Here is a 25,780-nt window from a genome sequence, read left to right as displayed (position 1 = left end):
GGGCGAGAACGGGACAGACCGCCTCGCCGTGTCGATAGGTATGCGCAAGGCCGTAGGGTTGCGGCAGGACATCCGCAGTTCGACGGCGCACCGCGAGATCGAAGCCTGGGCACGCACGAGACTCGACGAACGACGAAAGAGGACGCAACGATGACGACGGTTCCCCAGCCGACGGACGGGACCCGCTGGCGCTGCACGCTCTGCGGCAACCTGACCCGTTTCGATGTGACGCGCTCCTCCAAGGTCGTGGAGTACGTGCACCTCGACCTGGCCGGGGAGTCGAGTATCGAGGAGCGCGAGGTGGTCAGTGAGACCATCGAGTCGGTGCGCTGTCGTTGGTGCAACGCCGTGGACCAGATCGAACTGGTCGACAGGCCCGGTGCCGACTCCTGACGGGGCCGTGCGGACAGACATATTGGGGTGATGGATGGTGGAGCAGCCGACAGGCGGCGCCGGACCGGCCGACGCGGCCGACGGCACCGCGGAGTCGCTCGACCGTCCGCTGCCCGAGGGCGTACGCCGCAAGGTGGTGGCGCTGGTCTCGGACGCCTTCGGCGGTCTGACCGTCGGCGAACTCCCCGCCCAGCTCCGGCAGTACGCCCGTTTCACCCCGAGCAGGCGGGCCAAGTTCGCCGGTAACGCGATGGCCGCGGCCCTGGAGAGCGATCCGGTGTTCCGCCGGCGCATCGGTGAGCGGATCGGCCAGTCCCAGCCGGAGCTGGCCGACGCCCTCGCCTCCGGCGCCTCGCCCGCCGCCGCCGACCCCGTCGATGTGGCGGCGGCCGCCTACGTGCTGCGGCCGGCCGGCTGGGTCAAGCTGGTGGCCGCGGCCGGCGAGGAGGTCCAGCGGGCGCACGCCGAGCGTGCGGACGAGGAGACCAGGCGCGAGCTGGAGCGGCTGCGTGAGGAACTCGACCGCGCCCGCGGCCAGACCAGGGCCGACACCGAGCGGCTGCGCTCGGAGCTGGACGCCTCCCGCAAGGAGACCGACTCCCTGCACCGCAAACTGCGCAGCGCCCTCAGCGAGGTGAAGCGCAGAGAGGCCGCTCTGCGCAAGGCCGGCGCCGAGACCGACGCCGTACGGGCCGAGGCCGCGGCCCAGGTCTCCGCGGCCGAGAGCGAGTCCCGGCGGCTCAAGGCACGACTGGCCGAGGCGGAGGCCTCGGTCGAGGCGGGCCGCCGGGCGGCCAGGGAGGGGCGCTCGGTGGAGGACATGCGGCTGCGGCTGCTCCTGGACACCGTGCTCGACGCGGCACAGGGTCTCCGCCGCGAACTGGCCCTGCCCCCCTCCTCGCTCCGCCCCGCGGACGGCGTCGAAGCCGTGGAGCCCGGCCGGATGTCACCGAAGGACATTGCCGCCAGGGCTCTTTCGGAGACCGACCCGGCGCTGCTCGACCAGCTGCTCGCCCTGCCGCAGGCGCATCTCATCGTCGACGGCTACAACGTCACCAAGACCGGCTATCCGCAGATGCCGCTGGAGAAGCAGCGGTTGCGCCTCCTGGGCGGCCTCTCGGTCCTCGCGGCGCAGACCGGGGCCGAGATGACCTGTGTCTTCGACGGCGCCGAACTGGCCGCCCCGGTCCTGCTCGCACCGCCCCGCGGGGTCCGCGTCCTCTTCAGCAAGGCGGGTGTGACCGCGGACGAGCTGATCCGGCAACTGGCGCGCGCCGAACCGCCGGGCAGGCCCGTCGTCGTGGTCTCCACCGACCGCGAGGTCGCCGACGGGGTGGCGAAGGCCGGTGCGCGGCCGGTCGCGTCCGCCTTGCTCCTGAAGCGCCTTTCGCGCGTCTGATGCGTCATGTGAGTCATGGGTGACTTGCCGGAATTTTTGGAACGTACCGTCAAGTCGCCGCTACGCGCAGTGTGATGAAAGTAAAGAAGTGCCTGGTGTGACGAGATTTTGCTCGTGAGGATTTGAACTGATCACAAGATGGTCACTAGGGTCAGGCCTCGAACCTTCGCACGGTTGATTGCCCACCCGGGGTGACGGCGAAGGAACCGCCGAGTCCGTGACGTGCACGGAGCCGGGGATTCTTTCCCCCACAGCCCGGTAGGCGGCTCGAGGAAGAAGGAGCTCGCCTTCGTGGCGTCCCACCGTCGTCCCAAGCAGCCGAGCCGCACCCGCGTGACCGTGCTCACCGCGACCGCCGCCGCAGCCGTGGCCCTGACCTCCCAGGCGGCGCACGCCGACCCCAAGCCGACCAAGAGCGAGGTCAAGGCGAAGGTCGACAAGCTCTACCACGAGGCCGAGGTCGCCACCGAGAAGGCCAACGGCGCCAAGGAGCAGCAGGACAAGCTCAAGAAGCAGGCCGACGCGCTCCAGGACAAGGTCGCCCGCGGCCAGGACGAGCTCAACACCCTGCGCGGCGAGCTCGGTTCGCTGGCCACCGCGCAGTACCGCTCCGGCGGTCTCGACCCGTCGGTCCAGCTGCTGCTCTCCTCGGACCCGGACAGCTTCCTCGACCAGGCGTCCGCGCTCGACCAGCTGACGGCCAAGCAGGCCGAGTCCCTGCAGAAGATCCAGGCGAAGCAGCGCACCCTGGCGCAGCAGCGCAAGGAGGCGCAGGGCAAGCTCGCGGACCTCGCCGACGTCCGCGAGTCGCTCAACAAGAACAAGAAGAAGTACCAGGGCAAGCTGGCCGACGCCCAGAAGCTGCTGAACACCCTCACGGCCGCCGAGCGCGCCAAGATGGCCGCCGACGACCTGCGCGCCAGCCGCGCCGCCGGTGACCGGGTCGATCTCGGCAACGAGGTCCCCGCCTCCGCCCGTGGCGCCGCCGCCCTCCAGGCCGCCTCCACGCAGCAGGGCAAGGCTTACGTCTCCGGCGCCACCGGCCCCAACGCCTACGACTGCTCCGGTCTGACCCAGTGGGCCTACGCCCAGGCCGGCGTCCAGATCACCCGCACCACGTACACCCAGATCAACGACGGTGTCCGGATCGGCCGCAGCGCCCTGAAGCCGGGCGACCTGGTCTTCTTCAACAACACCTCGCACGTGGGGCTGTACGCGGGCAACAACCAGATCCTGCACGCCCCCAAGCCCGGCGCCGTGGTCCGCTACGAGTCGATGGACTACATGGGCACCTTCCAGTTCGGCGTGCGCGTCTGACGCCCGAACGGGCGAATCGCGGCACCCACCGACGACACCCCGCCCCGCCGGAGACCACAGGTCACCGGCGGGGCGGAGCCACTTCCGTGACGCCCGTCTCCCCGGACACCCGCGTATGACCGTACGATCGGCCCGATGGCTGTTCGGACGCAGGACGCGCGGCGGGAGCGCACCCGCAGACGGAGCACGGTGGGCGCCGTGCTCACCGCTCTGCTGCTCGCGCCCGCCTGCGCCGGCCCCCGGGACCCCGCCACCGGCATCACCGCGCGGGAGGTCGGCGCGGCCCTGGACCGCCGGGCCGAGGCGGTCATGGAGCACGACACCGATGCCTACCTGGCCGTGCTCGACCCCCGTGCCACCTCCTTCCGGGCCGCGCAGCGCACCGAACTGGGCAACCTCGCCGACGTGCCGCTGGAGTCATGGGCGTACAAGGTCAGGGGCGTGACCGACGAGGGCGCGGACCGGGTGAGAGCCGAGGTCGAGCTGCGCTACCGGATCAAGGGCTACGACATGGCCCCCATGTCCTCCTCCCGCACGGTGGAGCTGGTCCGCCGGGGGGAGGGCGGCCGCTGGTACATCACCGCCGACCGGGCCGCCGACGGCACCCCGGCGCAGCTCTGGCAGCAGGGCGACGTCGAGGTCGTACGGGGCACGCACAGCCTGGTACTCGGGGTCGGCCGCCGCCCCGCGGAGCTGCGCCGGATCGCGGCCACCGCCGACCGGGCCGTCCCCGCAGTCACCGGCACCTGGCCGGAGCCCTGGGCGGAGCGGGTCGTGGTGCTCGTCCCGGAGTCCGTGGAGGACATGGCCGGGCTCCTGGACTCACCCGCGGCGAGCTACCGGGGCATAGCGGCGGTCACCACCGGCAAGGTCGGCGGAAGGGGCCGGGAGCCCGCGGACCGGGTGATCGTCAATCCACAGGCGTACGGAATGCTGGGAGACTTCGGGCAGCGCGTCGTCCTCACCCACGAGACCACCCATGTGGCGACCCGTGCGCACACCGCGGCCGCCACGCCCGTCTGGCTCTCCGAGGGCTTCGCCGACTGGACCGCCTACCGCCGGGAGAGCCGCACGGCCCCGGAGATCGCGCCGGAGCTCGCCGAGGCCGTCCGGGGCGGTGACCTCCCCGCGCTGCTCCCGACCGACGAGGACTTCGGCTTCGGCGAGGACGCGGCGAAGCTCTCCCAGGCGTACGAGGGCGCCTGGCTGGCATGCGAGCTGATCGCGCGGGAGTGGGGCGAGGAGGAGCTGATCGCCTTCTACAAGGCCGTGGGGAGCAGCTCCGAGCGGGACGGCGCCGTCGAGCAGGCCATGCACACGGTGCTCTCCACCACGTCCCGGGACTTCACGGCGCGCTGGCGGGAGTATCTTCGCGCCCGGCTGGGCTGACCCGCTCCGCCGCCCGCCCCCGCCCCGCCTCCGGCACGGTGTCCCGCCAGAGCCGCCGCCCGGCGCACAGCGTCGCGGCGAGCAGCAGACCGTTGCGTACGGCCATGAGCTCCAGGCCCTCCGCGTCACTGGCCACCACATGTCCGAAGCCCAGCGGGAACTCCAGCAGGGTGACGGCCGTGGCCACCAGGACCAGACACGCGGGCAGCGCCATCCTGCTGCCCCGGAAGACCAGGCACACCGCGGCGACACCGAGCGGCCACACCATGTACTGGGGGCTGATGACACGGCTGGTCACGGTGAACAGCAGCACCGCGGTGAACGCGGCGTCGGCCGGGGTGTGCACCGCGAACGTACGCGCCCGCAGCCGCCATACCAGCAGCCAGCCGAAGGCGAGCACGCTCAGCGCCAGGGCCAGGGTGCTCACCAGCGCCACATGCGGGCCGGCGAACTCCATCGAGCCGTAGCGGAGCTCCACCCGGCCCTCCCAGCCGAACTGCCGGGCCACATGGAAGACCAGCGCCCCCAGCGACTCGATCTCCAGCCCCCGGTCCCGCTGGAACGTCAGGAAGGCGAATGCGCCGGGCACCGCCACCGCCGCCACCAGGGCCAGCAGCGCGAGTGTCACCGCCGCCGCCGACCAGGCACGCCGGGTGGCCCTGCCCCGGGCGGTGCCCACAAGCACCAGCACCGGCCACACCTTGAGCAGCGTGCCGAAGGCAGCCAGCGCCCCCAGCACCCTGGGGTGACGGACACCCGCCAGCAGCGCCGCCACCGCGACGGCCGTCACCATCAGGTCGTAGCGCGCGTACACGGTCGGCCCGAGCAGTGGTACGCCCGCCACCCACAGCCAGGCTCCCGCGTCACGCATGCCCGGACGGCTTCCCGCGTACAGCAGAAGGCCGAGCACCAGCGCGTCACACAGCAGGACGAGGACGAAGAAGGCGGAGGCGTACTCCAGGAAGGGCAGCAGGTCCGGGGAGAGCACGGCGAGGGCGGCGGCGGGCGGATACTGCCACGTGACGTCGTCCAGCGGGTACGTGCCGGTGCGGAGCACCTCGTACCAGCCCCGGTAGATCACCGAGACGTCGCTCGTGACGTCGGGGCCCGGCACCGTGAACACCTTGAAGACGCAGAGCAGCAGCACCGCCCGGGTGAGACCCCATACGGCGAGGGACAGAGCCCGGCCACTCGCGTCCGTCCTGACCGTCATGCACGCCATGATGCAGGGCCGGGCTGTGCGGGAGCCGTCAGGCAGGGCCGTGGGGCCGCCCGGTACTGTCGGCGGCGATGGACAAGACGCTGATCGTGACGAACGACTTCCCGCCCCGCCCCGGCGGCATCCAGGCCTTCCTCCACAACATGGCGCTGCGCATGGACCCCGACCGGATCGTGGTCTACGCCTCCACCTGGAAGCGCTCCACGGAGGGCACCGAGGCCACCGCCGCCTTCGACGCCGAGCAGCCGTACACCGTCGTACGCGACCGTACGACGATGCTGCTGCCCACCCCGGCGGTCACCCGGCGGGCGGTCCGGCTGCTGCGTGAACACGGCTGCTCCTCCGTGTGGTTCGGCGCGGCCGCCCCCCTCGGGCTGATGGCACCCGCGCTGCGAGAGGCCGGTGCCCGCCGGATCGTGGCCACCACCCACGGCCACGAGGCGGGCTGGGCGCAGCTGCCCGCGTCCCGGCAGCTGCTGCGCCGCATCGGCGAGGGCACCGACACCCTCACCTACCTCGGCGAGTACACCCGGTCCAGGATCGCCGCCGCGCTCACCCCCGAGGCCGCGGCCCGCATGGTGCAGCTGCCGCCGGGGGTCGACGAGAAGACCTTCCACCCGGCCTCCGGCGGCGACCGGATCAGGGCCCGGCTCGGGCTCGCGGACCGGCCCGTCGTCGTCTGCGTCTCGCGGCTGGTGCCGCGCAAGGGCCAGGACACGCTCGTCCTGGCCATGCCCGCGATCCTGGCTCGCGTGCCGGACGCGGTCCTGCTCGTCGTGGGCGGCGGCCCGTACGCAGGGCAGCTGAAGAAGCTGGCGGCCGAGACCGGCGTCGAGGACTCCGTGCGCTTCACCGGGCCGGTGCCCTGGGAGGAGCTGCCCGCCCACTACGGCGCCGGCGACGTGTTCGCCATGCCCTGCCGCACCCGGCGCGGCGGGCTCGACGTCGAGGGCCTCGGCATCGTCTACCTGGAGGCGTCCGCGACCGGACTGCCCGTCGTGGCGGGCGACTCGGGTGGCGCCCCCGACGCCGTGCTCGACGGCGAGACCGGATGGGTGGTGCGGGGAGGCTCCGCCGAGGAGTCCGCCGACCGGATCGTCACCCTGCTCCGTGACCCGGAACTGCGCCGCCGCATGGGGGAGCGGGGCAGGGCGTGGGTCGAGGAGAAGTGGCGCTGGGACCTGCTCGCGGAGAAGCTGAGGACGCTGCTCTGAAGCCGCACAGGGAGGGGCCCGCACGGTTCTCCGTGCGGGCCCCTCCCGTGTGCTTACGCGCGGCCGGGTTCAGCCCCGGTAGATCGACTCGACCTCGTCCGCGAAGTCCTTCGCCACGACGTTGCGCTTCAGCTTCAGCGAGGGCGTGATGTGCCCCGCCTCCTCGGTGAACTGGGCAGCCAGGACGCGGAACTTGCGTACGGACTCCGCCTTGGAGACCGCCGCGTTGCCGTCGTCCACGGCCCGCTGCACCTCGGCCAGCAGATCGGGGTCCTCGCGCAGCGACACGGCCGTCGACCCGGCCGGCTTGCCGTTCTCCTCGGCCCAGCGGGAGAGGAACTCCTCGTCGAGGGTGAGCAGCGCGCCGACGAACGGGCGTCCGTCGCCGACCACCATGCACTCGGCCACCAGGGCGTGCGCGCGGATCCGGTCCTCGATCACCGCGGGAGCGACGTTCTTGCCGCCCGCCGTCACGATGATCTCCTTCTTGCGGCCCGTGATCGCGAGATATCCGTCCTCGTCGAGCGTGCCGATGTCCCCCGTGTGGAACCAGCCGTCGGCCAGCGCGTCGGCCGTCGCGGCCTCGTTCTGCCAGTACCCGGTGAACAGGTGCTCGCCGTGCAGCAGCACCTCGCCGTCGTCCGCGATCCGCACGACCGAGCCCGGCAGCGGCTGGCCGACCGTACCGATCTTCTGCCGGTCCCACGGGTTGAAGGCCGTGGCCGCACAGCTCTCGGTGAGGCCGTAGCCCTCCAGCACCGTGAAGCCGATGCCGCGGAAGAAGTGACCGAGCCGCTCGCCCAGCGGGGCGCCGCCGGAGATCGCGTACTCGCCACGGCCGCCGAGCACGGCCCGCAGCTTGCCGAACACCAGTTTGTCGAAGACCCTGTGCTTGATCTTCAGGCCCATCGACGGGCCCTCGGGCGTGCCCAGGGCGCGGCTGTACGCGATCGCGGTGTCGGCGGCCCGGTCGAAGATCTTGCCCTTGCCGTCGGCCTGGGCCTTGGCCCGCGCCGAGTTGTAGACCTTCTCGAACACCCGGGGTACGCCGAGGATCAGCGTCGGCCTGAACGAGGCCAGCTCGTCCGTCAGGTTCTTGATGTCCGGCACGCAGCCGAGCTTGATCGGGGCCATCACCGACGCGACCTCGACCAGCCGGCCGAAGACGTGCGCGGTGGGAAGGAAGAGCAGGACGGAGCACTCGCCCGTACGGAAGAGCGGCTTGAGCCGCTCCACGATGTTGCCGCACTCCGCGAAGAAGCTGCGGTGCGTCAGCACACAGCCCTTGGGGCGGCCGGTGGTGCCCGAGGTGTAGACGATCGTCGCCGGGTCGTCGGCCTTGGCGCTCACCATGCGCAGGTCCAGCGTCTCGTCGGAGACCCCGGCACCCCCCGCGACGAGCTCGGCGACGGCGCCCCGGTCGATCTCCCAGACGTGCCGCAGACCGGGGAGCCGGTCCCGCACCGAGGTGACGGACTCCGCGTGCGTCCCGCTCTCCACCACGACCGCGACCGCGCCCGAGTCGCCGAGTATCCACTGGACCTGCTCGGGGGAGCTGGTCTCGTACACCGGCACGGTGACGGCGCCCGCGCTCCAGATGGCGAAGTCCAGCAGGACCCACTCGAAGCGGGTGCGGGACATGAGCGCGACCCGGTCGCCGGGCTGGATGCCCGCCGCGATCAGACCCTTGGCGGTGTCCTTGACCTCAGCGAGGAAGCGGGTCGCCGTGACGTCCGTCCAGACGCCGGCCACCTTCCGGCTCATCACCGCCACGTCGGGATGCTGAGCGGCGTTGCGGCGGATGAGATCCGTCAGGTTGCCGTCCGTAGGGACCTCGTACAGGGCCGGAAGGCTGAACTCGCGCAAGACTGCTGCTCCTCATCGGGCTCCGGTTCCACGGCTCTGTGCGACGCACCGGATCGGTCCAAGACTGGCAGATGCTCAGTGGGGTGAGCACGACTGGACTGGCGGGACGTTACCCACCGGTACTCGGTTCCGGAAAGGGGGTTCCGGCCAGATGTCTTATGCATCACACATATCGGGGGTCCTTCGGCGCACATTAGTCCACCCGTGTCCCGATCCGGAAGTAATCGCAGGTCCGGCGGCCTCTACCCAGAGCAGCGGGCGGAGACCTAGGGTGATCTCCATGGGAGCCGGTACACCGCACAATCAGCACATAATCCCCACTCGACGGACACGCGTACACGTCGTCAGCGACGTGCACGGGAACGCGGAGGCGCTGGCACGCGCCGGGGACGGCGCGGACGCCCTGATCTGTCTGGGTGACCTGGTCCTCTTCCTCGACTACGCGGACCACTCGCGCGGCATCTTCCCCGACCTGTTCGGCGTCGCCAACGCCGACCGCATCGTCGAGCTGCGCACCGCACGCCGTTTCGACGAGGCGCGCGCCTTCGGCCGCGAGCTCTGGGCGGGCAGGGACCGTAACGCGGCGATCCTGTCCGCGGTGCGCAAGCAGTACGCCGAGATGTTCGCGGTCATGCCCACCCCGACCTACGCCACGTACGGCAACGTCGACGTCCCCGCGCTCTGGCCCGAGTACGCCCATTCCGGTACGACCGTGCTGGACGGCGAACGTGCCGAGATCGGAGGCCGCGTCTTCGGGTTCGTAGGGGGAGGCCTGAGGACCCCCATGAACACGCCGTACGAGATCAGCGACGAGGAGTACGCCGCCAAGGTCGAGGCGCTCGGTCCGGTGGACGTCCTCTGCTCCCACATCCCGCCGGACGTGCCGGAGCTGACGTACGACACCGTGGCCCGGCGCTTCGAGCGGGGCAGCCGCGCGCTCCTGGACGCCATCCACCGGACCCGCCCCCGCTACGCGCTTTTCGGCCATGTCCACCAGCCGCTGGTCCGCAGGATGCGGATCGGCGCCACCGAGTGCGTCAACGTCGGCCACTTCGCCTCCAGCGGGCGTCCATGGGCCATGGAGTGGTGAGCGACACGGCCACCGCCCGGGGGCCGGGGCGCGGGCGGGAGGGCCACCGGCACGCGATAGCCTGCACACGGCAGGCCTCTGCCGAACGCGACCGGTACACCGCACTGGAGGGCCACGGCGATGGCTGAACACACCAGCTCGAGCATCACGATCGAGGCGGCACCGGCCGACGTCATGGGAGTGATCGCCGACTTCGCCCGCTACCCGGAGTGGACCGGCGAGGTGAAGGAGGCCGAGATCCTGGCCACCGACGACCAGGGCCGCGCCGAACAGGTCCGCCTCGTCCTGGACGCCGGAGCGATCAAGGACGACCACGTCCTCGCCTACACCTGGAACAGCCCGTACGAGGTCGACTGGTCCCTGGTCAAGTCCCAGATGCTGCGCGCCCTCGACGGCAGTTACGCGCTGGCGCCGCTCGGCGACGGCGACCGCACCGAGGTCACCTACCGTCTCGCCGTCGACGTCAAGATCCCGCTCCTCGGCATGATCAAGCGCAAGGCCGAAAAGGTCATCATCGACCGGGCCCTCGCCGGGCTGAAGAAGCGCGTCGAGTCCGTCCCGAAGGCCTGATCACGTGCGTACGGTCCTCGTCACCGGCCCCGGCGGCGCAGGCCGTACCACCGTCGCCGCGGCGACCGCGCTCGCCGCGGCACGCGCCGGCCGCCGTACCCTCCTGATCTCCGCGGCCGCCGTGCCCGCACTGCCCGCGGGCATCGAGGGCCTGTCCTGCGCCCGTGTCGACTCCGCCGCGCACTTCCGCGACGAGCTCCTGGAGCTCCAGGACCGGGCGTCCGGGGTGCTCGACCTGCTCGGCGCCAACCGGCTCGACGGCGAGGAGCTCACCGAACTGCCGGGCAGCGCACAGCTCGCCCTCCTGCACACCCTGCGCCGGGCGGCCGGGGGCGACGGGCCGGAGGCCGGCCACGAGGTCCTCGTCGTCGACCTGCCCCCGCTCGCCGAAGCCCTCGCCCTGCTCGCCCTGCCCGGACAGCTGCGCCGCTATCTGCGCCGCCTCCTGCCCGCCGAACGCCAGGCGGCCCGCGCCCTGCGCCCGGTGCTCGCCCAGCTCGCCGGCGTCCCGATGCCGGCCCAGTGGCTGTACGAGACCGCCGCCCGCAAGGACGCCGAACTGGCCGCGGTGGAGGCCCTGTTCGAGGACGACGCGACCACCGTGCGCCTGGTCGCCGAACCCGGGCAGGCCGCCGGTGAGGCGCTGCGCTCCGCCCGTACCGGGCTCGCCCTGCACGGCCTGCGCGTCGACTCCGTCGTGGCCTCCCGGGTCCTGCCCCGCCACTCGTCCGACCCCTGGTGCGCCGACCTGGCCGCCCGGCAGGAGAAGTGCGTGGACCACTGGCGCCAGGAGTGGGCGCCCGAGGTTCCCGTACGCGAGACCGCCCACCTCGGCCGCGAGCCCCGCACCGCCGAGGAGCTGGTCCAGCTCGCCGAGGGCTGCGCGCCGGACGACCGGGCGCCGGGACACGCCGGGGACCCCTGGTGGACCGAGGACGCCGGGGACGGCGTCATCGCGTGGTGCCTGCCGCTGCCCGGGGCGGTCAAGGAAGACCTGAAGCTCGTCCGGCGCGGCGACGAACTCTTCCTCACCGCCGGACCGTTCCACCGGATCGTCCGCCTGGAGTCCGCGCTCCGCCGCTGCACCGTCTCCGGAGCCGCGCTCACCGACGGCGTCCTGCGTGTCCGGTTCACGCCCGACCCGGCGCTCTGGCCCCGGACACCATGAACGACGTACCACCGTTCGGGTAACGTCGGTAGTACGTGGCCCAGCACGGTCACGCAGGCAACCGCGTCGCAGGAGTCCGCCATGAGTGAAGCCACCGATCGTCCCGTCGACGACGACGCGTGGGCGGAGGCCTGCGCCGAGGACCTGGAGGCGGAGAAGGCCCGCCGCCGTGCCCAGTACGGGCAGCAGCCGGGGTCCGCAGCCGATGAGCTGCGCAAACTGATCGACGCCGTGGCCGACAAGGTCTCCTCGCTGCAGTCGCCGCTGCTCGGCATGGCCGCCCAGGGGACCGTCCAGCAGGTGATCCGGCAGGCGAAATCCGCGGTCGAGCCCGTCATCGAGCGCAATCCGGACCTCTTCGACCATCTCGCCGCCGCGGGGAACGAACTCCTCGCCGCCTACCGCTCCGCCGTCGAGGGCCAGGAGGGCCGCTGGACCCGGGGCACCGAAGGCGCCGGAGGTGCCACGGGCGGCACCGGATCGGCCCCCGGCACGGGGAAGAAGGCCGCCGACGATCCCTCGGACCCGCGCGACGAGGGCACCGGCGGCAGCGAACACATCGACCTGGACTGACCCTGGGCAGGAAATACCCGTCCCCGGCTCGGGTACGGTTGGCCGTAGCGGGGCTCGACCGAAACTGAGGGATTCATGGGACTCACCATCGGCGTCGATATCGGCGGCACGAAGATCGCGGCTGGAGTGGTCGACGAAGAGGGCCGGATCCTCTCGACGTTCAAGGTATCGACCCCCCCGACCGCCGAAGGCATCGTGGACGCGATCAGCGCCGCCGTGTCCGGGGCGAGCGAAGGACACGACGTCGAGGCCGTCGGCATCGGCGCGGCCGGATACGTCGACGACAAGCGCGCCACCGTGCTGTTCGCCCCCAACATCAACTGGCGCCACGAGCCGCTCAAGGACAAGGTCGAGCAGCGCGTCGGCCTGCCCGTCGTCGTCGAGAACGACGCCAACGCGGCGGCCTGGGGCGAATACCGCTTCGGTGCCGGCCAGGGCCACGACGACGTCATCTGCATCACGCTCGGCACCGGCCTGGGCGGCGGCATCATCATCGGCAACAAGCTGCGCCGCGGACGCTTCGGCGTGGCGGCGGAATTCGGCCACATCCGGGTCGTCCCGGACGGCCTGCTCTGCGGCTGCGGCAGCCAGGGCTGCTGGGAGCAGTACGCCTCCGGGCGCGCCCTCGTGCGGTACGCCAAGCAGCGCGCCAACGCCACCCCGGAGAACGCGCCGATCCTCCTGGGGCTCGGCGACGGCACGGTGGAGGGCATCGAGGGCAAGCACATCAGCGAGGCCGCCCGGCAGGGCTGCCCGGTGGCCGTCGACTCCTTCCGTGAGCTGGCCCGCTGGGCCGGAGCCGGACTGGCCGACCTCGCCTCGCTCTTCGACCCGTCGGCCTTCATCGTCGGCGGCGGCGTCTCGGACGAGGGCGAGCTCGTCCTCGACCCGATCCGCAAGTCGTTCCGGCGCTGGCTGATCGGCGGCGAGTGGCGCCCGCACGCACAGGTCCTCGCGGCCCAACTGGGCGGCAAGGCGGGCCTGGTGGGCGCGGCGGACCTGGCACGCCAGGGCTGACCTCACGCGCAGCACGTCCGACGCCCGTCGCGCCCCACAGGGAGCGGCGGGCGTCCGTCGTATCGTGCCTCCCATGGTCACGAAGCCGATGCCGCTGCCCGACTCCCGTACCGAGCCGGACGGTTCGGCCGTCATCAGAGTGCTCAGCTACAACGTCCGCTCGCTGCGTGACGACACCGAGGCGCTGGCCCGAGTCATCCGTGCCTGCGCACCCGATCTGGTGTGCGTCCAGGAGGCCCCGCGCTTCTTCCGCTGGCGCAAGGCGGCGGCCCGGCTCGCGGCCATGACCGACCTGGTGGTCCTCAGCGGCGGCGCCACGGCGGCGGGACCACTGCTGCTCTGCTCCCTGCGCGCCACGGTGGAACGCACCGAGGACATCCTGCTGCCGCTCACACCCGGACTGCACCGGCGGGGCCTGGCCACGGCGGTGGTACGGATCGCCGGGGCGCGGATCGGTGTCGTCAGCTGCCATCTCAGCCTGCGGCGGGAGGAACGGCAGGCCCAGGCGGGGCTGCTGCTGGAGCGGCTCGACGCGATGGACGTCCCGCACGCCGTCGTGGCCGGCGACCTCAACGACGTCCCGGACGGGAGCGCCTTCCGGCGACTGGCGGGGCGGCTGCAGGACTGCCGGACAGTGGTGCCCTGGGGCGGCGAGCTCACCTTCCCGCCCGACGCTCCGCGCAAGCGGATCGACGCGGTGTTCGCGACCGGCGGCATCGAGGTGCTCGGCTGCGGCGTGCCCGAGGGCCTGCCCGGCGTCACCGGCGCGGACCTGAGGGCGGCCACGGACCATCTGCCCGTGCTGGCCGCCCTCAGGGTGCCCGCGGGGAGCTGAGCCCGCCCCGGGGAGGGTCAGACGACGGCGCCGCGCCCCGGGTCGTCGTCCTCTTCGTCGTCGTGGGGCATGCGCGCCACCAGGGTGGCGAACCCGCCCAGGAAGCCGCCGATGGAGAGCGTGGTGAGCCACCACGTCATCTCCCACTGCAGCAGCACGGCGACCAGCATCAGCACCGGGCCGCCGACAACCGCGAGCCAGGCGAACTTGGCCGTCACATCGGCCTCGGGAAGCGGCGGCGGCTCCGGCGGGACGAAATGCCCCTCCTCGCCGTCGTCCGGATCGTCGGTGTCGCCGTCCTTCGGCTCCTCCAGGCCGTAGTCGCGCGGGCCCGCGACCCCCGGCGCGAAGACGACCGAACCGCCGAGGGGCTTCTTCTCCGGCGGCCCGCCGGAGGTCTTCCCGCCCACGCCCTTGTCGGCGTCGTCACCCGCGCCGGACTCCGGAGAGGGGTCCAGGACGTTGACCTGACCGTCCTCCAGCAGCGCCAGATCCTCGATCGACTTGAACGGCTTGGCGCCCGGCGGGTCCGGCGGCTCCTCGCCGTACCCCGCGACGATCGCCTCCCAGGCCGCGGCCTCGTCGAGCGGCCGGGCCCCCTCCGTGCCCTCGGGGACAGCCGTTCCTTCCGTGGGGCGCGGTTCGCGCTCCTCGTCACTGCCCGCGCGCTCCGCGTCGTGCTCAGCCACCGGACGTGCTCCCCTTCTTGACGGCGTCGGTCGCGAGGCGGCCGATGAACCGGTAGCTCTCGTCGAAGATCCGCTCCGCATCGTGGTCCAACGTCGCCACGTGGTAGCTCTGTTCCAGGAGGATCTCCTCGACGTCCCTGGACGAGACCCGGCTGAGGATGCGCGCGGAGTCGGCCGGCGGCACGACGTGGTCCTGCGGGCTGTGCAGCAGCACGATCGGCTGGGTGACCTGCGGCAGATCGGCGTCGACGAGCCGGAAGAACGCCCGCACGGAGTGCGCGGCGTGCAGCGGCACCCGGTCGTAGCCGATCTCCTCGGCGCCCTCCAGCGCGATGTCGCTGGTCAGCCCCTTCGTCGTCCGCACCACATGGCGGGCCACCGGCAGGGCGTACGCCGAGAGGCCGTGCACCTTGTTCGCCGGATTCACCAGCACCAGGCCCGCGATCTCGTCACCGTGCTTCGCGGCGAGGCGCAGCGCCAGGGCGCCGCCCATGGAGAGGCCGAAGACGAAGACCCGCTCGCACCGCGCCCGCAGCGCCCGCAGCTCACGGTCCACCTCCGCGTACCAGTCCTGCCAGCCCGTGACCGCCATGTCCTCCCAGCGGGTGCCGTGGCCGGGCAGCAGAGGGAGCGACACGCTCAGTCCGCGCTCCGCCAGATAGCCGGCCCAGGGGCGCAGGGACTGCGGCGAACCCGTGAATCCGTGACAGAGGAGGACGCCGACCTCTCCGCCCTCATGGCGGAACGGCTCGGCTCCAGGGAGGACCGGCACCGGGGTCTCCTGTTCATGAAGCGGGGCGGGGGTGCGAGGGGTGTGCAAAAGGATTACTTCACCGTACGCGACCGGACCGACACCGACCAGGGCCGTCACCGCCCGAGCAGCCGTCACCTGCGGAGGCGTCCGGGAAGGACCCCGTCCCGGGCGGACGGGAGAGGCCGCGGGCCCCACGGGTTAAGGTCTCATCGACGGCACACAGGAGGCACCCGAGTTGATCTACGGCGCAATGAAGTTCTCCATCGGCGGCTCCCTGAAGCTCGCCTTCAGGCCGTGGGTGGAGGGCCTGGAGAACATCCCCGCACACGGGCCGGCGATCCTCGCGAGCAACCATCTGTCGTTCTCCGACTCCTTCTTCCTGCCGGCGGTGCTCGACCGCAAGGTGACCTTCATCGCCAAGGCGGAGTACTTCACCGCCCCCGGGGTGAAGGGCAAGCTCACCGCCGCCTTCTTCAAGGGCGTCGGGCAGCTCCCGGTGGACCGCTCGGGCGGTCGCGGCGCGGGCGAGGCCGCCATCAGGGCGGGCATCCAGGTCATCGAGAGCGGCGGGCTCTTCGGCATCTACCCGGAGGGCACCCGGTCGCCCGACGGGCGGCTCTACCGGGGCAAGCCCGGGGGCCTCGCCCGGGTGACCCTCGCCACCGGTGCGCCCGTGATCCCCGTGGCGATGATCGACACGGAGAAGATCCAGCCCCCCGGCCAGGTGATGCCCAGGCTGATGCGGCCCGGTATCAGGATCGGCAAGCCGCTGGACTTCAGCCGCTACCAGGGCATGGAGGGTGACCGGTTCATCCTTCGCTCGGTGACCGACGAGGTCATGTACGAGATCATGAAGCTCTCCGGCCAGGAGTACGTGGACATCTACGCGACCGCGGCCAAACGGCAGATCGCCGAGGAGGCGAAGAACAAGGGACCGGACAGGCCGGGCGGCGGCGCGTAGGAGCGGGCCGCCCGGAGCGGGCAGCACGGCGGGGGCGGGGAACCGGGGGAGGGGACGCAGGGACATGGCCGGGCGTGAACGAGTCGTACGGATGTCGGTCGAGCAGCCGCTGTGGCGTGCGCTGACCGCGTACCGCGTGCTGACGCTGATCTACGCGGCGCTCCTCGCCGGTTTCGGCCGTGACAAGTGGGAGCGCCCCTGGGTCGCCGTGGCCTTCCTGGCGTTCCTCGCGCTCTGGACGATCGTCACCCTTCCCCGGGTGGCCAACGCGGCGAGCTGCACGAAGCGCTTCCTCGGCCTGGACCTCACGGTCGCCCTGACCGGCATCCTCCTGACGCCGCTGGCCGACTTCGACGCCCAGCACATGGACGGCCCGACGCTGCCGTCGATCTGGACCGCGGGCTCCGTCCTCGCGTTCGCTCTCAAGGGCGGCTGGCGCTGGGCGGCCTTCGCCTCCACCCTCGTCGCCGTCGCCAACATCGTCGAGCGCGGAGAGCCCAGCGAGGACACCTTCCACAACGTCCTGCTGGTCTGGGTCGCCTCCATCGCCATCGGCTACGTCGTCGAGGTGGCCCGTGCCAGTGAGCGCACCCTGGCCAGGGCCCTGGAGATCGAGGCCGCCACCCGGGAGCGGGAGCGGCTCGCCCGCGACATCCACGACAGCGTCCTCCAGGTCCTGGCCATGGTGCAGCGGCGCGGCACGGCCCTGGGCGGGGAGGCGGCGGAGCTCGGCCGGATGGCCGGGGAGCAGGAGGTCGCCCTGCGGACCCTGGTCTCCAGCGGCCTGGTGCCCACCACCCGGGTCTCCGAGGACAGCTCCGAGGGCGCGGTGGTCCGCGCGGTGGAGACCCACGACGAGGAGAGCGCCGAGGCCGATCTGCGCGCGCTGCTCGCCCCGCACGCCGGGTCCCGGGTCACCTTCGCGGAGCCCGGCGCCCCGGTGGTGCTGGCGGCAGGCGCGGCGCGTGAGCTGGCCGCCGCCGTGAGCGCCGCGCTGGACAACGTCCGGGTCCACGCGGGGCCGGACGCCCAGGCGTGGATCCTGGTCGAGGACGAGCCGGACGAGGTGATCGTCACGGTCCGGGACGACGGCCCGGGCATCCCGGAGGGCAGACTCGACCAGGCGGAGGGGGAGGGCCGGCTCGGCGTCGCCCTCTCGATCCGCGGGCGGCTGCGCGATCTGGGCGGTACAGCGGAACTGATCTCGGTCCCGGGCCAGGGCACCGAGGTCGAACTGAAGGTCCCGAAGGTTTCACGGGGGAAGGCAGGAACGGCCCGATGAGTACACCGCAGACACAGACTTCCGAGGAACGGCCCATCAAGGTGATGGTCGTCGACGACCATCCGATGTGGCGCGACGCCGTCGCCCGCGATCTGGCCGAGTCCGGCTTCGACGTGGTCGCGACCGCGGGCGACGGCCCGGGCGCCGTGCGCCGGGCCAGGGCCGCCGGCCCCGACGTCCTGGTGCTCGACCTGAACCTGCCGGGGATGCCAGGCGTCCAGGTCTGCAAGGAGCTGGTCGGATCGCACCCGGGGCTGCGCGTCCTGGTGCTCTCCGCCAGTGGCGAGCACGCCGACGTCCTGGAGGCCGTGAAGTCGGGCGCCACCGGCTATCTGCTGAAGTCGGCCAGCACCCAGGAGCTGACCGACGCCGTGCGCGCGACCGCGGCCGGCGACCCGGTCTTCACACCCGGCCTCGCCGGACTGGTCCTCGGCGAATACCGCCGGCTCGCCTCCGACCCTGCCCCCGCGGCCCCCGACCGGCCGAAGGTCCCGCAGCTCACCGACCGTGAGACGGAGGTCCTGCGGCTGGTCGCCAAGGGGCTCTCGTACAAGCAGATCGCCGAGCGGCTGGTCATCTCCCACCGCACCGTGCAGAACCACGTCCAGAACACCCTGGGGAAGCTCCAGCTGCACAACAGGGTGGAGCTCGTCCGCTACGCCATCCAGGCCGGTCTCGACGACGCCTGACGGACAACCGGCGCGTACGGCAACGGAATTGGCCGTCCGACCCATCCCTGAGTGACCTGGGTCACCATTAGCGTGGCCCGTAGCGAGCTCACTTCGGCGAAGGGATGCTTTCATGCGGGTCGGAGTACTGACCGGGGGCGGCGACTGCCCCGGGCTCAACGCGGTCATCCGCGCGATCGTCCGCAAGGGCGTGCAGGAGTACGGCTACGACTTCACGGGGTTCCGCGACGGCTGGCGGGGCCCCCTGGAGGGTGTGACCGTACCGCTCTCCATACCGGTGGTGCGGGGCATCCTGCCGCGCGGGGGCACCATCCTCGGCTCCTCCCGGACCAATCCGTTCGACGCCGAGTACGCCGGCCAGGGGGTCCGCCGCATCAAGGACAGCCTCGCCAAGTACGACATCGACTCGCTGATCACGATCGGCGGGGAGGACACCCTCGGCGTCGCGGCGAAGCTTTCCGACGACTACGGCGTCCCGTGCGTGGGCGTGCCCAAGACCATCGACAACGACCTCTCCGGCACCGACTACACCTTCGGTTTCGACACCGCCGTCTCCATCGCGACCGAGGCCATCGACCGGCTCCACACCACGGCGGAATCCCATATGCGGGTCCTGGTCGTCGAGGTGATGGGGCGCCACGCGGGCTGGATCGCGCTCCACTCCGGGCTGGCCGGAGGGGCCAACGTCATCCTCATCCCGGAGCAGCCCTTCGACACCGACCAGGTCTGCGAGTGGGTCACCTCACGCTTCCGGGCGAGCTACGCGCCGATCGTGGTGGTGGCCGAGGGGGCGGCGCCCGCGCGGGGCGGGATGATCCTCAAGGACGACTCCCACGACTCCTTCGGCCATGTCCGGCTCTCGGGTGTGGGCGAATGGCTGGCCAAGGAGATCGAGCGGCGCACCGGCAAGGAGGCCAGGACCACGGTCCTCGGCCATGTCCAGCGCGGCGGCACGCCGAGTGCCTTCGACCGGTGGCTCGCGACCCGCTTCGGGCTGCACGCCATCGACGCGGTCCACGAGGGCGCCACCGGGGTGATGGTCGCCCTCCGGGGGACGGACATCGTGCGGGTCCCGATCTCGGAGGCGACGGCCCGCCTGAAGACGGTCGACCCCGCCCTGTACGCGGAGGCCGGGGTCTTCTTCGGCTGATCCCGCTCGGCCGGCCCCCTGCTCCGGCCGAGCGGCGCCCAGGGGGCGCGGGCCGTATATTCGCGAGGACCGGCCCCGCCCCCACTTCCGGGAGACGTCGTGGAAATCCTGGCATTCGGCGTGCAGTCCGACGAGAAGCCGCTGATCGAGAAGGCCTTCGCAGGCCTGCACGACGTCCGCTGCCTGGACGTCTTCCTCACCGAGGACACCGCCCCGATCGCCGCGGGCTACGAGATCATCTCCACCAGCGTCAACGCCGACCTCGGCAGCCGCGTCCTGCAGGCACTGGCAGCGGGCGGCACGCAGATGATCGCCCAGCGTTCCACCGGCTTCAACAACATCGACCTCGACGTCGCCGAACGGCTCGCCCTGCGTGTCGCCCGCGTCTCCTCCTACTCGCCCCACTCGGTCGCCGAATTCGCCTGGACCCTGGCCATGGCCGTCAACCGCCGCATCGTCCGAGCGGTGAGCCGCACCCGGGACTTCGACTTCCGGCTCGACGGACTCCTCGGCCGGGACATGCACGGCCGCACGGCAGGCGTGGTCGGCACGGGCAAGATCGGTGAGGCGTTCACCCGGATCGCCCACGGCTTCGGCATGGAGCTGCTCGGCTGGGACGTCGCCGAGAACCCCGCCTGCACCGCACTCGGCATGACGTACGTGGAGAAGGAGCGCCTCTTCACCGAGTCCGACCTGATCAGTCTCCATGTGCCCCTGATGCCGGCCACGCAGCACATCATCGGCGAGGAAGCCCTCTCCGTGATGAAGGACGACGCGATCCTGGTCAACTCCAGCCGGGGCGGTCTCATCGACACCCGCGCTCTCGTCACCGAGTTGCGCACCGGCCGTTTCACCGGTGTGGGGCTCGATGTCTACGAGGCGGAGGCGGGGCTCTTCTACGTCGACAAGTCCATGGAGGGCATCGACGACGACACCCTCGCCCGGCTCGTCACCTTCCCGAACGTCATCGTGACCTCCCACCAGGCGTACTACACGCGCGACGCGGTGGGGCAGATCATCGACGCCACGGTGCGCAACGTCACCGACTACCTGGCGGGCCGCCGCAGCGACAACGTCCTCGTCCCGGCGCTCCCCGCGCGTTAGCCCACGTCTCCCTCCGCGTGCTCCTTCAGGAACGCGCCCGCGTACGCCGCTGCCTCCTCCTTGGAGCCGCAGGGGGAGTCCCCGTCGGCCGTGCCGTCCGTGCCGTCCGCACCGCGCCCCGTCCAGCGCCAGCTTCCCGACGAGGACTCCAGGAAGAGCTCGGCCGTGCCTCCGAACAGCTCGACGGTGCCCCGCTCCGCCGCTGCCGACGGCCGGTCGACCGCGTCGGGCCACTTCTTGCGGGCGCCCTGCCGCGTTATCCCCCAGGCCGCGCCCAGCTGTTCGTAGCTGGCGCCGTAGGAGCCGGCGGTCCGTGCGGCGCGCGCCGTCAGCCGGGAGACCGCCGAGTCCACCACCTTCCAGCCGGCGAGGGCCGACAGTGACACCTCGACCGGGTCCTCTGCCCACATGCGGTCCTCGGGGAGCCCCGAGGCGCGGGCCCGCAGGGCCGTTGCGAGGGGGACCAGGGCGTCGCAGAGGGATTGCTCGAGTGCGGTCAGTTCCGTGTGAGTGACCTCGTTCGCTGCCATGCCGACAACTATAGTTACCGCGACCCGTTATGGCAACTAAAGTTGTCGGCCGGAGCGTGCGCAGCCCCGGTCCTTCAGCCCGGCACGGGCAGCGCCGTCAGCAGCCCCGTCACGATCTCGGCGCCGCGCAGCGTCAGCACCGACTCGGGGTGGAACTGCACCGAGGCGAACCCCCGGCCCCGCAGTGCGTGCAGCTCACCGGAGGCCGTGTCCCGGCTCGCCTCGATGCCGTGCGCGCCCAGCTCCGTGGCCGCCGCCTCGTCGCAGAGTGCGGTGAAGCTGTTGTAGAAACCGACCGTCTCCGGTCTGCCGAACAGCTCGATCCGGGTCTGCGCCCCCTGGTACGGCACGGCCTTCCGCGCGATCTCCAGGCCCAGCTCCGCCGCGATCAGCTCATGGCCGAGGCAGACGCCGAGCAGCCCGTGGCGGTGCTCCCGCACCAGCTCGGCGGCCAGCCCCCGCAGCAGCCGCATCTTCGGATCGGCCGCGTCGCCCGGGTCCCCGGGCCCGGGTCCCAGCACCACCGGCCCCTCGTGCGCCCGTACGGTCTCGCGGAGCCCGGGTTCGTCGTACCGGCGCACCGAGACCGTGAGGCCCGAGGAGCGCAGCAGATGGGCGAGCATCGCGGTGAAGGTGTCCTCGCCGTCCACCACCAGCGCATGACCTGACAGGTCCCGCGTACGCTCCTGCATCCGCAGCCAGAAGGGGGCCAGCCCCCCGCGCCGGTCGTCCAGGGCCGCCTGCACCCGCGGATCGGACGCCAGCCGCGGGCGGTCCGCCTCCGCCTCGGGCCGGCCCGGCCGGACACCCAGCGCCGCGAGCACACCTGCCGCCTTCGCGTGGGTCTCGGCGACCTCCCCCGCGGGGTCGGAATGGCGCACGAGCGTGGCCCCGACCGGCACCCGGAGCCGGCCGGACGCCGAGATGTCGGCGGTGCGGATCAGGATCGGCGAGTCCAGCGTCTGTGCCCCGCCGGGCTCCCGGCCCACCAGCGCGAGGGCGCCCGCGTAGTAGCCGCGGCCGCCCGGCTCGTACCGCTCGATCACCCTGACGGCGTTCTGCACGGGGGAGCCGGTGACCGTGGCCGCGAACATGGTCTCCTTCAGGACCTCGCGCACATCCAGCGAGGAACGCCCGCGCAACTCGTACTCCGTGTGCGCGAGATGGGCCATCTCCTTGAGCCGGGGCCCGACCACCACACCGCCCATGTCACCGACGGTGCACATCATCTTGAGCTCCTCGTCGACCACCATGGAGAGCTCCTCGGTCTCCTTCCGGTCGCCGAGGAAGGCCAGCAGACTCTCCGCGGTCGGCCCCCCGGCCGGGTAGCGGTAGGTCCCGCTGATCGGGTTCATCACGACGGTCCCGCCGGACATCCGCACATGGACCTCCGGGCTGGCACCCACCAGCGTCCTGTCCCCGGTGTGGACGACGAACGTCCAGTACGCCCCGCGCTCACCCGCCAGCAGCCGCCGGAACAGCGCCAGCGCGTCGGCCCGGCCGAAACCGGGGATCTCGCCGCCGAACGTCCGCCGGATCACGAAGTTCGCGCCCTCGCCCTGCCCGATCTCGTCCTCGACGACCCGTCGGACGATGCCGGCGTACTCCTCGTCGGGGACGTCGAAGGTGCCGTCCTCGACCCGCACGTCATGGCCGGGCAGGTGTGCGAGCACCTCGGCCAGCGGCAGTTCGTACGCCTCCCCGGCGACGAGCACGGAGAGCGGGGTGCCGTCGTCGCGTACGTCGAAACCACGCTCGGCGATCTGCCGGAAGGGCACCAGGGCCAGCGAGGGCAGCTCACCCACCGGGATGTCGGCGAGCCGTTCCACCTCCCGCACCTCACCGGTCAGGACCTCGACGACGTCGTGGTCCCTGCCGGGCGTGCGCCTGCGCAGCAGTGCGAAGGGCGGGGAGTCGTCACGGAGCAGCGTGGACAGCAGGTCGACGGCACGGCCGGGCGTGGGCCGGGACACGGGCTCGGACAGGGGCTCGGGCATGGGCGTTCCTTCCTGATGAGGAACGGCTCCCGGCTCCGAAACGCAGAGAAGGCCGCCCCTCGGGCGGCCTTCGCGAAGTCTGTACGCGCGATGAATCAGCGGGCCGCCGGATGAGCGGTCCACCACCAGTTCTGGACTGTCTGCGCGAACATGCCACGTACCCTAGCGGACGCGGTGGACGAACGAGCGCGCGTCTCATCTGCTGAGCGGGCGGACGGGGCGCGCTCGCCGACCCCGTAATGTTGTCAAGGTGACCGTGAACGCCAATACCTCCGTCGCCGGTGGCCACACCTGGCGAGACCTTCCCGCGGCGCAGCAGCCCGAGTACCCCGATGCCGAGGCCCTGCGCGACGTACTCGCGGACCTCGAGTCGTATCCTCCGCTCGTCTTCGCGGGCGAGTGCGACCAGCTGCGCGCCCGTCTGGGAGCCGTCGCCCAGGGCGAGGCGTTCCTGCTGCAGGGCGGCGACTGCGCCGAGGCATTCGACGCCGTGTCCGCCGAGCACATCCGGGCCAAGCTGAAGACACTGCTCCAGATGAGCGCCGTCCTGACGTACGCCGCCTCCGTGCCGGTCGTCAAGATCGGCCGGATCGCCGGGCAGTACTCCAAGCCGCGCTCCAAGCCGACCGAGACCCGCGACGGCGTGACCCTGCCGACCTACCGCGGCGACTCCGTCAACGGCTTCGAGTTCACCGAGGCGGCCCGCATCCCGGACCCCGAGCGGCTGAAGCAGATGTACCACGCGTCCGCCTCCACGCTGAACCTGGTGCGCGCCTTCACCACCGGTGGTTACGCCGACCTGCGCCAGGTGCACGCCTGGAACCAGGACTTCGTGAAGTCCTCGCCGTCCGGGCAGCGTTACGAGGCCCTGGCCCGCGAGATCGACAACGCGCTGAACTTCATGAAGGCGTGCGGCACGGACCCGGCCGAGTTCAAGGCGGTCGAGTTCTACGCCTCGCACGAGGCGCTGCTCCTGGACTACGAGTCGTCGCTGACCCGCACCGACTCGCGCACAGGTCAGCTCTACGACACCTCGGGCCACATGGTCTGGGTCGGTGAGCGCACCCGCCAGATGGACGGCGCGCACATCGAGTTCGCCTCGAAGATCCGCAACCCCATCGGCATCAAGCTCGGCCCGACGACCACCGTCGACGAGGCGCTCGGCTACATCGACCGCCTCGACCCCGAGCGCGAGCCCGGCCGGCTGACCTTCATCGTCCGCATGGGCGCCGACAAGGTCCGTGACAAGCTCCCCGAGCTGGTCGAGAAGGTCACCGCGTCCGGTGCCAAGGTGGTGTGGGTGACCGACCCGATGCACGGGAACACCTTCGAGGCCGCGTCCGGCCACAAGACTCGCCGCTTCGACGACGTCCTCGACGAGGTCAAGGGCTTCTTCGAGGTGCACAAGGAGCTCGGGACGCACCCCGGCGGTATCCACGTCGAGCTCACGGGCGACGACGTCACCGAGTGCGTCGGCGGCGGTCACGAGATCTTCGTGGACGACCTGCACCAGCGCTACGAGACGGCCTGCGACCCGCGCCTCAACCGCAGCCAGTCCCTCGACCTGGCCTTCCTGGTCGCCGAGATGTACCGCGACCAGTAGGGACCACCCCTGGTGACGCACGTGGGGCACGGATCGATGTGATCCGTGCCCCACAGGCGTACCGGGACTTTTGTGCGCGGGGGCTCGCGGGTAAGGTTAGGTTAGCCTCACCGAAAGAGTTCGGGACGGCGCAGCGATCGACCCGTCGGGAGGTGAACCGCATGTACGTCTGCTCCTGCTTCGGCATCACGGAGGACCAGGTCAAGAAGCATGCGGACGGCGGAGCGTGCACGCCCCGCCAGATCGCCTCCGCCTGCAAGGCGGGCACCGACTGCGGGGGCTGCGTCCGCAGGATCCAGGCGCTGCTCGGCCGTGGTGAGTGCCCGCGCCGTGAGCTCATCGAGGGACGTACGGCGCCGGCGGGCACCCCGGCCGGTGCGCCCGTCGCTCTCGGCACCACGCCGGACGCCGGGCTTCCCGACGCCGCCTGAGAAGCCCTCCCGGGCCACCGGCGCCGTGCCGGAGCCGCGGATCAGCTGTCCGGCTGCTCGATCAGCTGCGCGATGTAGAGCGGCTCACCGAGCTTCTCGACCAGCTCCAGCTGGGTGTCGAGATAGTCGATGTGGTGTTCCTCGTCCTCGAGGATGGACTCGAAGATGTTCGCCGAAGTGATGTCGCCCTTGCCGCGCATCACCTCGATGCCCCGCCTGAGGCGGTCGATCGCCTCCACCTCGACCTGACGGTCGGCCTGGAACATCTCGGTGACCGTCTGGCCGACCCGCACATGGAAGAGCCGCTGATAGTTGGGCAGGCCGTCCAGGAACAGGATCCGGTCGGTGAGGATCTCCGCGTGCTTCATCTCGTCGAACGATTCGGCCCGGGTGTACTTGGCGAGCTTCGTCCAGCCGAAGTTGTCCTGCATCTTCGCGTGCAGGAAGTACTGATTGATGGCAGTCAATTCGGCGGTCAGCTGTTCGTTCAGGAACTCGAGGACCTCGGGGTCGCCCTGCATCGCAGAGGCTCCTTCCAAC

The 25,780-nt window shown here is 71.6% G+C and carries 26 protein-coding genes; 18 read left to right on the top strand and 8 right to left on the bottom strand.

The window, feature by feature from the left end; all coding sequences use genetic code 11:
* Positions 1-150 precede the first annotated feature (150 nt).
* From AB0P41_RS00220 to AB0P41_RS00205, 4 genes are all read left to right on the top strand, one after another.
* Positions 151-393, top strand: a complete 243-nt coding sequence (locus AB0P41_RS00220; RefSeq protein WP_311312862.1) for a hypothetical protein — start codon at positions 151-153, stop codon at positions 391-393.
* A gap of 37 nt (positions 394-430) precedes the next feature.
* Entirely contained in the window at positions 431-1,792 is a 1,362-nt protein-coding gene (locus AB0P41_RS00215; protein WP_365929147.1) for an NYN domain-containing protein, read from the top strand.
* Positions 1,793-2,083: 291 nt separating this feature from the next.
* Complete coding sequence (locus tag AB0P41_RS00210; protein WP_356707323.1) at positions 2,084-3,109, top strand: NlpC/P60 family protein; 1,026 nt, start codon at positions 2,084-2,086, stop codon at positions 3,107-3,109.
* A gap of 135 nt (positions 3,110-3,244) precedes the next feature.
* Positions 3,245-4,498 carry a hypothetical protein gene (locus AB0P41_RS00205; RefSeq protein WP_365929145.1) on the top strand — a complete coding sequence of 418 codons (1,254 nt, stop codon included), beginning with the start codon at positions 3,245-3,247 and terminating at the stop codon, positions 4,496-4,498.
* Here AB0P41_RS00205 and AB0P41_RS00200 read toward each other — a convergent pair.
* The gene (locus tag AB0P41_RS00200; RefSeq protein ID WP_356707321.1) at positions 4,455-5,711 is read right to left on the bottom strand and encodes a glycosyltransferase family 87 protein; all 1,257 of its coding nucleotides are present in this window, start codon (positions 5,709-5,711) and stop codon (positions 4,455-4,457) included. The two genes, AB0P41_RS00205 and AB0P41_RS00200, sit on opposite strands and share 44 nt — an antisense overlap.
* A 77-nt stretch (positions 5,712-5,788) precedes the next feature.
* Between AB0P41_RS00200 and AB0P41_RS00195 the strand changes: the two genes are divergently transcribed.
* Entirely contained in the window at positions 5,789-6,931 is a 1,143-nt protein-coding gene (locus AB0P41_RS00195; protein WP_356707320.1) for a glycosyltransferase family 4 protein, read from the top strand.
* 69 nt (positions 6,932-7,000) lie between these two features.
* Here AB0P41_RS00195 and AB0P41_RS00190 read toward each other — a convergent pair whose 3' ends face one another.
* The gene (locus tag AB0P41_RS00190) at positions 7,001-8,797 is read right to left on the bottom strand and encodes an AMP-binding protein (RefSeq protein ID WP_356707319.1); all 1,797 of its coding nucleotides are present in this window, start codon (positions 8,795-8,797) and stop codon (positions 7,001-7,003) included.
* A gap of 280 nt (positions 8,798-9,077) precedes the next feature.
* Here AB0P41_RS00190 and AB0P41_RS00185 point away from each other — a divergent pair, with 280 nt between their 5' ends.
* From AB0P41_RS00185 to AB0P41_RS00160, 6 genes are all read left to right on the top strand, one after another.
* Positions 9,078-9,887, top strand: a complete 810-nt coding sequence (locus tag AB0P41_RS00185) for a metallophosphoesterase (protein WP_356707318.1) — start codon at positions 9,078-9,080, stop codon at positions 9,885-9,887.
* 120 nt (positions 9,888-10,007) lie between these two features.
* On the top strand, positions 10,008-10,457 hold the full coding sequence (locus AB0P41_RS00180; protein ID WP_124276889.1) for an SRPBCC family protein: 450 nt from the start codon (positions 10,008-10,010) through the stop codon (positions 10,455-10,457).
* A gap of 4 nt (positions 10,458-10,461) precedes the next feature.
* Entirely contained in the window at positions 10,462-11,625 is a 1,164-nt protein-coding gene (locus tag AB0P41_RS00175) for an ArsA-related P-loop ATPase (protein WP_365929142.1), read from the top strand.
* 81 nt (positions 11,626-11,706) lie between these two features.
* A complete protein-coding gene (locus tag AB0P41_RS00170) occupies positions 11,707-12,198 on the top strand; it encodes a DUF5304 domain-containing protein (RefSeq protein ID WP_356707316.1) in 492 nt (163 codons plus the stop codon).
* A 75-nt stretch (positions 12,199-12,273) separates the two neighbouring features.
* Positions 12,274-13,215, top strand: coding sequence for an ROK family glucokinase (locus tag AB0P41_RS00165; protein ID WP_099176282.1), 942 nt, complete (start codon positions 12,274-12,276; stop codon positions 13,213-13,215).
* A gap of 73 nt (positions 13,216-13,288) precedes the next feature.
* Complete coding sequence (locus AB0P41_RS00160; RefSeq protein ID WP_356707315.1) at positions 13,289-14,050, top strand: endonuclease/exonuclease/phosphatase family protein; 762 nt, start codon at positions 13,289-13,291, stop codon at positions 14,048-14,050.
* 17 nt (positions 14,051-14,067) lie between these two features.
* Here the strand turns inward: AB0P41_RS00160 and AB0P41_RS00155 are convergent, their stop codons facing one another.
* Both AB0P41_RS00155 and AB0P41_RS00150 read right to left on the bottom strand, forming a co-directional pair.
* On the bottom strand, positions 14,068-14,739 hold the full coding sequence (locus AB0P41_RS00155) for a hypothetical protein (protein WP_356707314.1): 672 nt from the start codon (positions 14,737-14,739) through the stop codon (positions 14,068-14,070).
* Positions 14,732-15,511 (bottom strand): alpha/beta fold hydrolase, encoded by a 780-nt coding sequence (locus tag AB0P41_RS00150; RefSeq protein WP_356707313.1) that lies wholly within the window; start codon positions 15,509-15,511, stop codon positions 14,732-14,734. The genes AB0P41_RS00155 and AB0P41_RS00150 overlap by 8 nt, the downstream gene beginning before the upstream one ends.
* A gap of 217 nt (positions 15,512-15,728) precedes the next feature.
* Between AB0P41_RS00150 and AB0P41_RS00145 the strand changes: the two genes are divergently transcribed.
* The 5 genes from AB0P41_RS00145 to AB0P41_RS00125 all read left to right on the top strand — a co-directional run bounded on the left by AB0P41_RS00145 (position 15,729) and on the right by AB0P41_RS00125 (position 20,679).
* Positions 15,729-16,454 carry a lysophospholipid acyltransferase family protein gene (locus AB0P41_RS00145; protein WP_356707312.1) on the top strand — a complete coding sequence of 242 codons (726 nt, stop codon included), beginning with the start codon at positions 15,729-15,731 and terminating at the stop codon, positions 16,452-16,454.
* 64 nt (positions 16,455-16,518) lie between these two features.
* Positions 16,519-17,736 carry a DUF5931 domain-containing protein gene (locus tag AB0P41_RS00140; RefSeq protein ID WP_356707311.1) on the top strand — a complete coding sequence of 406 codons (1,218 nt, stop codon included), beginning with the start codon at positions 16,519-16,521 and terminating at the stop codon, positions 17,734-17,736.
* Positions 17,733-18,425 (top strand): response regulator transcription factor, encoded by a 693-nt coding sequence (locus AB0P41_RS00135; RefSeq protein ID WP_365929139.1) that lies wholly within the window; start codon positions 17,733-17,735, stop codon positions 18,423-18,425. Before AB0P41_RS00140 ends, AB0P41_RS00135 begins: the two co-directional genes overlap by 4 nt.
* Positions 18,426-18,537: 112 nt before the next feature.
* Positions 18,538-19,575, top strand: coding sequence for a 6-phosphofructokinase (locus AB0P41_RS00130; RefSeq protein WP_356707309.1), 1,038 nt, complete (start codon positions 18,538-18,540; stop codon positions 19,573-19,575).
* 99 nt (positions 19,576-19,674) lie between these two features.
* Positions 19,675-20,679, top strand: a complete 1,005-nt coding sequence (locus tag AB0P41_RS00125) for a 2-hydroxyacid dehydrogenase (protein ID WP_356707308.1) — start codon at positions 19,675-19,677, stop codon at positions 20,677-20,679.
* Here the strand turns inward: AB0P41_RS00125 and AB0P41_RS00120 are convergent.
* The 3 genes from AB0P41_RS00120 to AB0P41_RS00110 all read right to left on the bottom strand — a co-directional run bounded on the left by AB0P41_RS00120 (position 20,676) and on the right by AB0P41_RS00110 (position 23,358).
* Positions 20,676-21,209, bottom strand: a complete 534-nt coding sequence (locus AB0P41_RS00120; RefSeq protein WP_365929137.1) for a hypothetical protein — start codon at positions 21,207-21,209, stop codon at positions 20,676-20,678. The two genes, AB0P41_RS00125 and AB0P41_RS00120, sit on opposite strands and share 4 nt — an antisense overlap.
* A 74-nt stretch (positions 21,210-21,283) precedes the next feature.
* The gene (locus AB0P41_RS00115; protein ID WP_365929135.1) at positions 21,284-23,206 is read right to left on the bottom strand and encodes an anthranilate synthase family protein; all 1,923 of its coding nucleotides are present in this window, start codon (positions 23,204-23,206) and stop codon (positions 21,284-21,286) included.
* 95 nt (positions 23,207-23,301) lie between these two features.
* Positions 23,302-23,358, bottom strand: a complete 57-nt coding sequence (locus AB0P41_RS00110) for a trp operon leader peptide (RefSeq protein ID WP_356707688.1) — start codon at positions 23,356-23,358, stop codon at positions 23,302-23,304.
* Between the two features lie 104 nt (positions 23,359-23,462).
* Here AB0P41_RS00110 and AB0P41_RS00105 point away from each other — a divergent pair, with 104 nt between their 5' ends.
* Positions 23,463-24,809 (top strand): class II 3-deoxy-7-phosphoheptulonate synthase, encoded by a 1,347-nt coding sequence (locus AB0P41_RS00105; RefSeq protein WP_356707305.1) that lies wholly within the window; start codon positions 23,463-23,465, stop codon positions 24,807-24,809.
* Positions 24,810-24,970: 161 nt separating this feature from the next.
* Positions 24,971-25,240: a (2Fe-2S)-binding protein gene (locus tag AB0P41_RS00100; RefSeq protein ID WP_356707304.1), complete on the top strand. Its 270-nt coding sequence runs from the start codon at positions 24,971-24,973 to the stop codon at positions 25,238-25,240.
* 41 nt (positions 25,241-25,281) lie between these two features.
* Here AB0P41_RS00100 and bfr read toward each other — a convergent pair whose 3' ends face one another.
* Positions 25,282-25,761, bottom strand: coding sequence for a bacterioferritin (gene bfr, locus AB0P41_RS00095; RefSeq protein WP_356707303.1), 480 nt, complete (start codon positions 25,759-25,761; stop codon positions 25,282-25,284).
* Between the last annotated feature and the right edge of the window lie 19 nt (positions 25,762-25,780).

This window comes from Streptomyces sp. NPDC079167 (assembly GCF_040686735.1).
GTDB lineage: Bacteria > Actinomycetota > Actinomycetes > Streptomycetales > Streptomycetaceae > Streptomyces.
Note: the sequence above shows the minus strand (reverse complement) of the source record. Positions and strands in the feature narration are given on the sequence as shown.

Coding starts and splice junctions, on each gene's coding strand:
- AB0P41_RS00220 (WP_311312862.1), top strand. CDS start 151: ATGACGACGGTTCCCCAGCCGACGGACGGGACCCGCTGGCGCTGCACG.
- AB0P41_RS00195 (WP_356707320.1), top strand. CDS start 5,789: ATGGACAAGACGCTGATCGTGACGAACGACTTCCCGCCCCGCCCCGGC.
- AB0P41_RS00170 (WP_356707316.1), top strand. CDS start 11,707: ATGAGTGAAGCCACCGATCGTCCCGTCGACGACGACGCGTGGGCGGAG.
- AB0P41_RS00130 (WP_356707309.1), top strand. CDS start 18,538: ATGCGGGTCGGAGTACTGACCGGGGGCGGCGACTGCCCCGGGCTCAAC.
- AB0P41_RS00180 (WP_124276889.1), top strand. CDS start 10,008: ATGGCTGAACACACCAGCTCGAGCATCACGATCGAGGCGGCACCGGCC.
- bfr (WP_356707303.1), bottom strand. CDS start 25,761: ATGCAGGGCGACCCCGAGGTCCTCGAGTTCCTGAACGAACAGCTGACC.
- AB0P41_RS00100 (WP_356707304.1), top strand. CDS start 24,971: ATGTACGTCTGCTCCTGCTTCGGCATCACGGAGGACCAGGTCAAGAAG.
- AB0P41_RS00160 (WP_356707315.1), top strand. CDS start 13,289: ATGGTCACGAAGCCGATGCCGCTGCCCGACTCCCGTACCGAGCCGGAC.
- AB0P41_RS00120 (WP_365929137.1), bottom strand. CDS start 21,209: ATGGCAGCGAACGAGGTCACTCACACGGAACTGACCGCACTCGAGCAA.
- AB0P41_RS00135 (WP_365929139.1), top strand. CDS start 17,733: ATGAGTACACCGCAGACACAGACTTCCGAGGAACGGCCCATCAAGGTG.
- AB0P41_RS00115 (WP_365929135.1), bottom strand. CDS start 23,206: ATGCCCGAGCCCCTGTCCGAGCCCGTGTCCCGGCCCACGCCCGGCCGT.
- AB0P41_RS00185 (WP_356707318.1), top strand. CDS start 9,078: ATGGGAGCCGGTACACCGCACAATCAGCACATAATCCCCACTCGACGG.
- AB0P41_RS00200 (WP_356707321.1), bottom strand. CDS start 5,711: ATGACGGTCAGGACGGACGCGAGTGGCCGGGCTCTGTCCCTCGCCGTA.
- AB0P41_RS00205 (WP_365929145.1), top strand. CDS start 3,245: ATGGCTGTTCGGACGCAGGACGCGCGGCGGGAGCGCACCCGCAGACGG.
- AB0P41_RS00140 (WP_356707311.1), top strand. CDS start 16,519: ATGGCCGGGCGTGAACGAGTCGTACGGATGTCGGTCGAGCAGCCGCTG.
- AB0P41_RS00165 (WP_099176282.1), top strand. CDS start 12,274: ATGGGACTCACCATCGGCGTCGATATCGGCGGCACGAAGATCGCGGCT.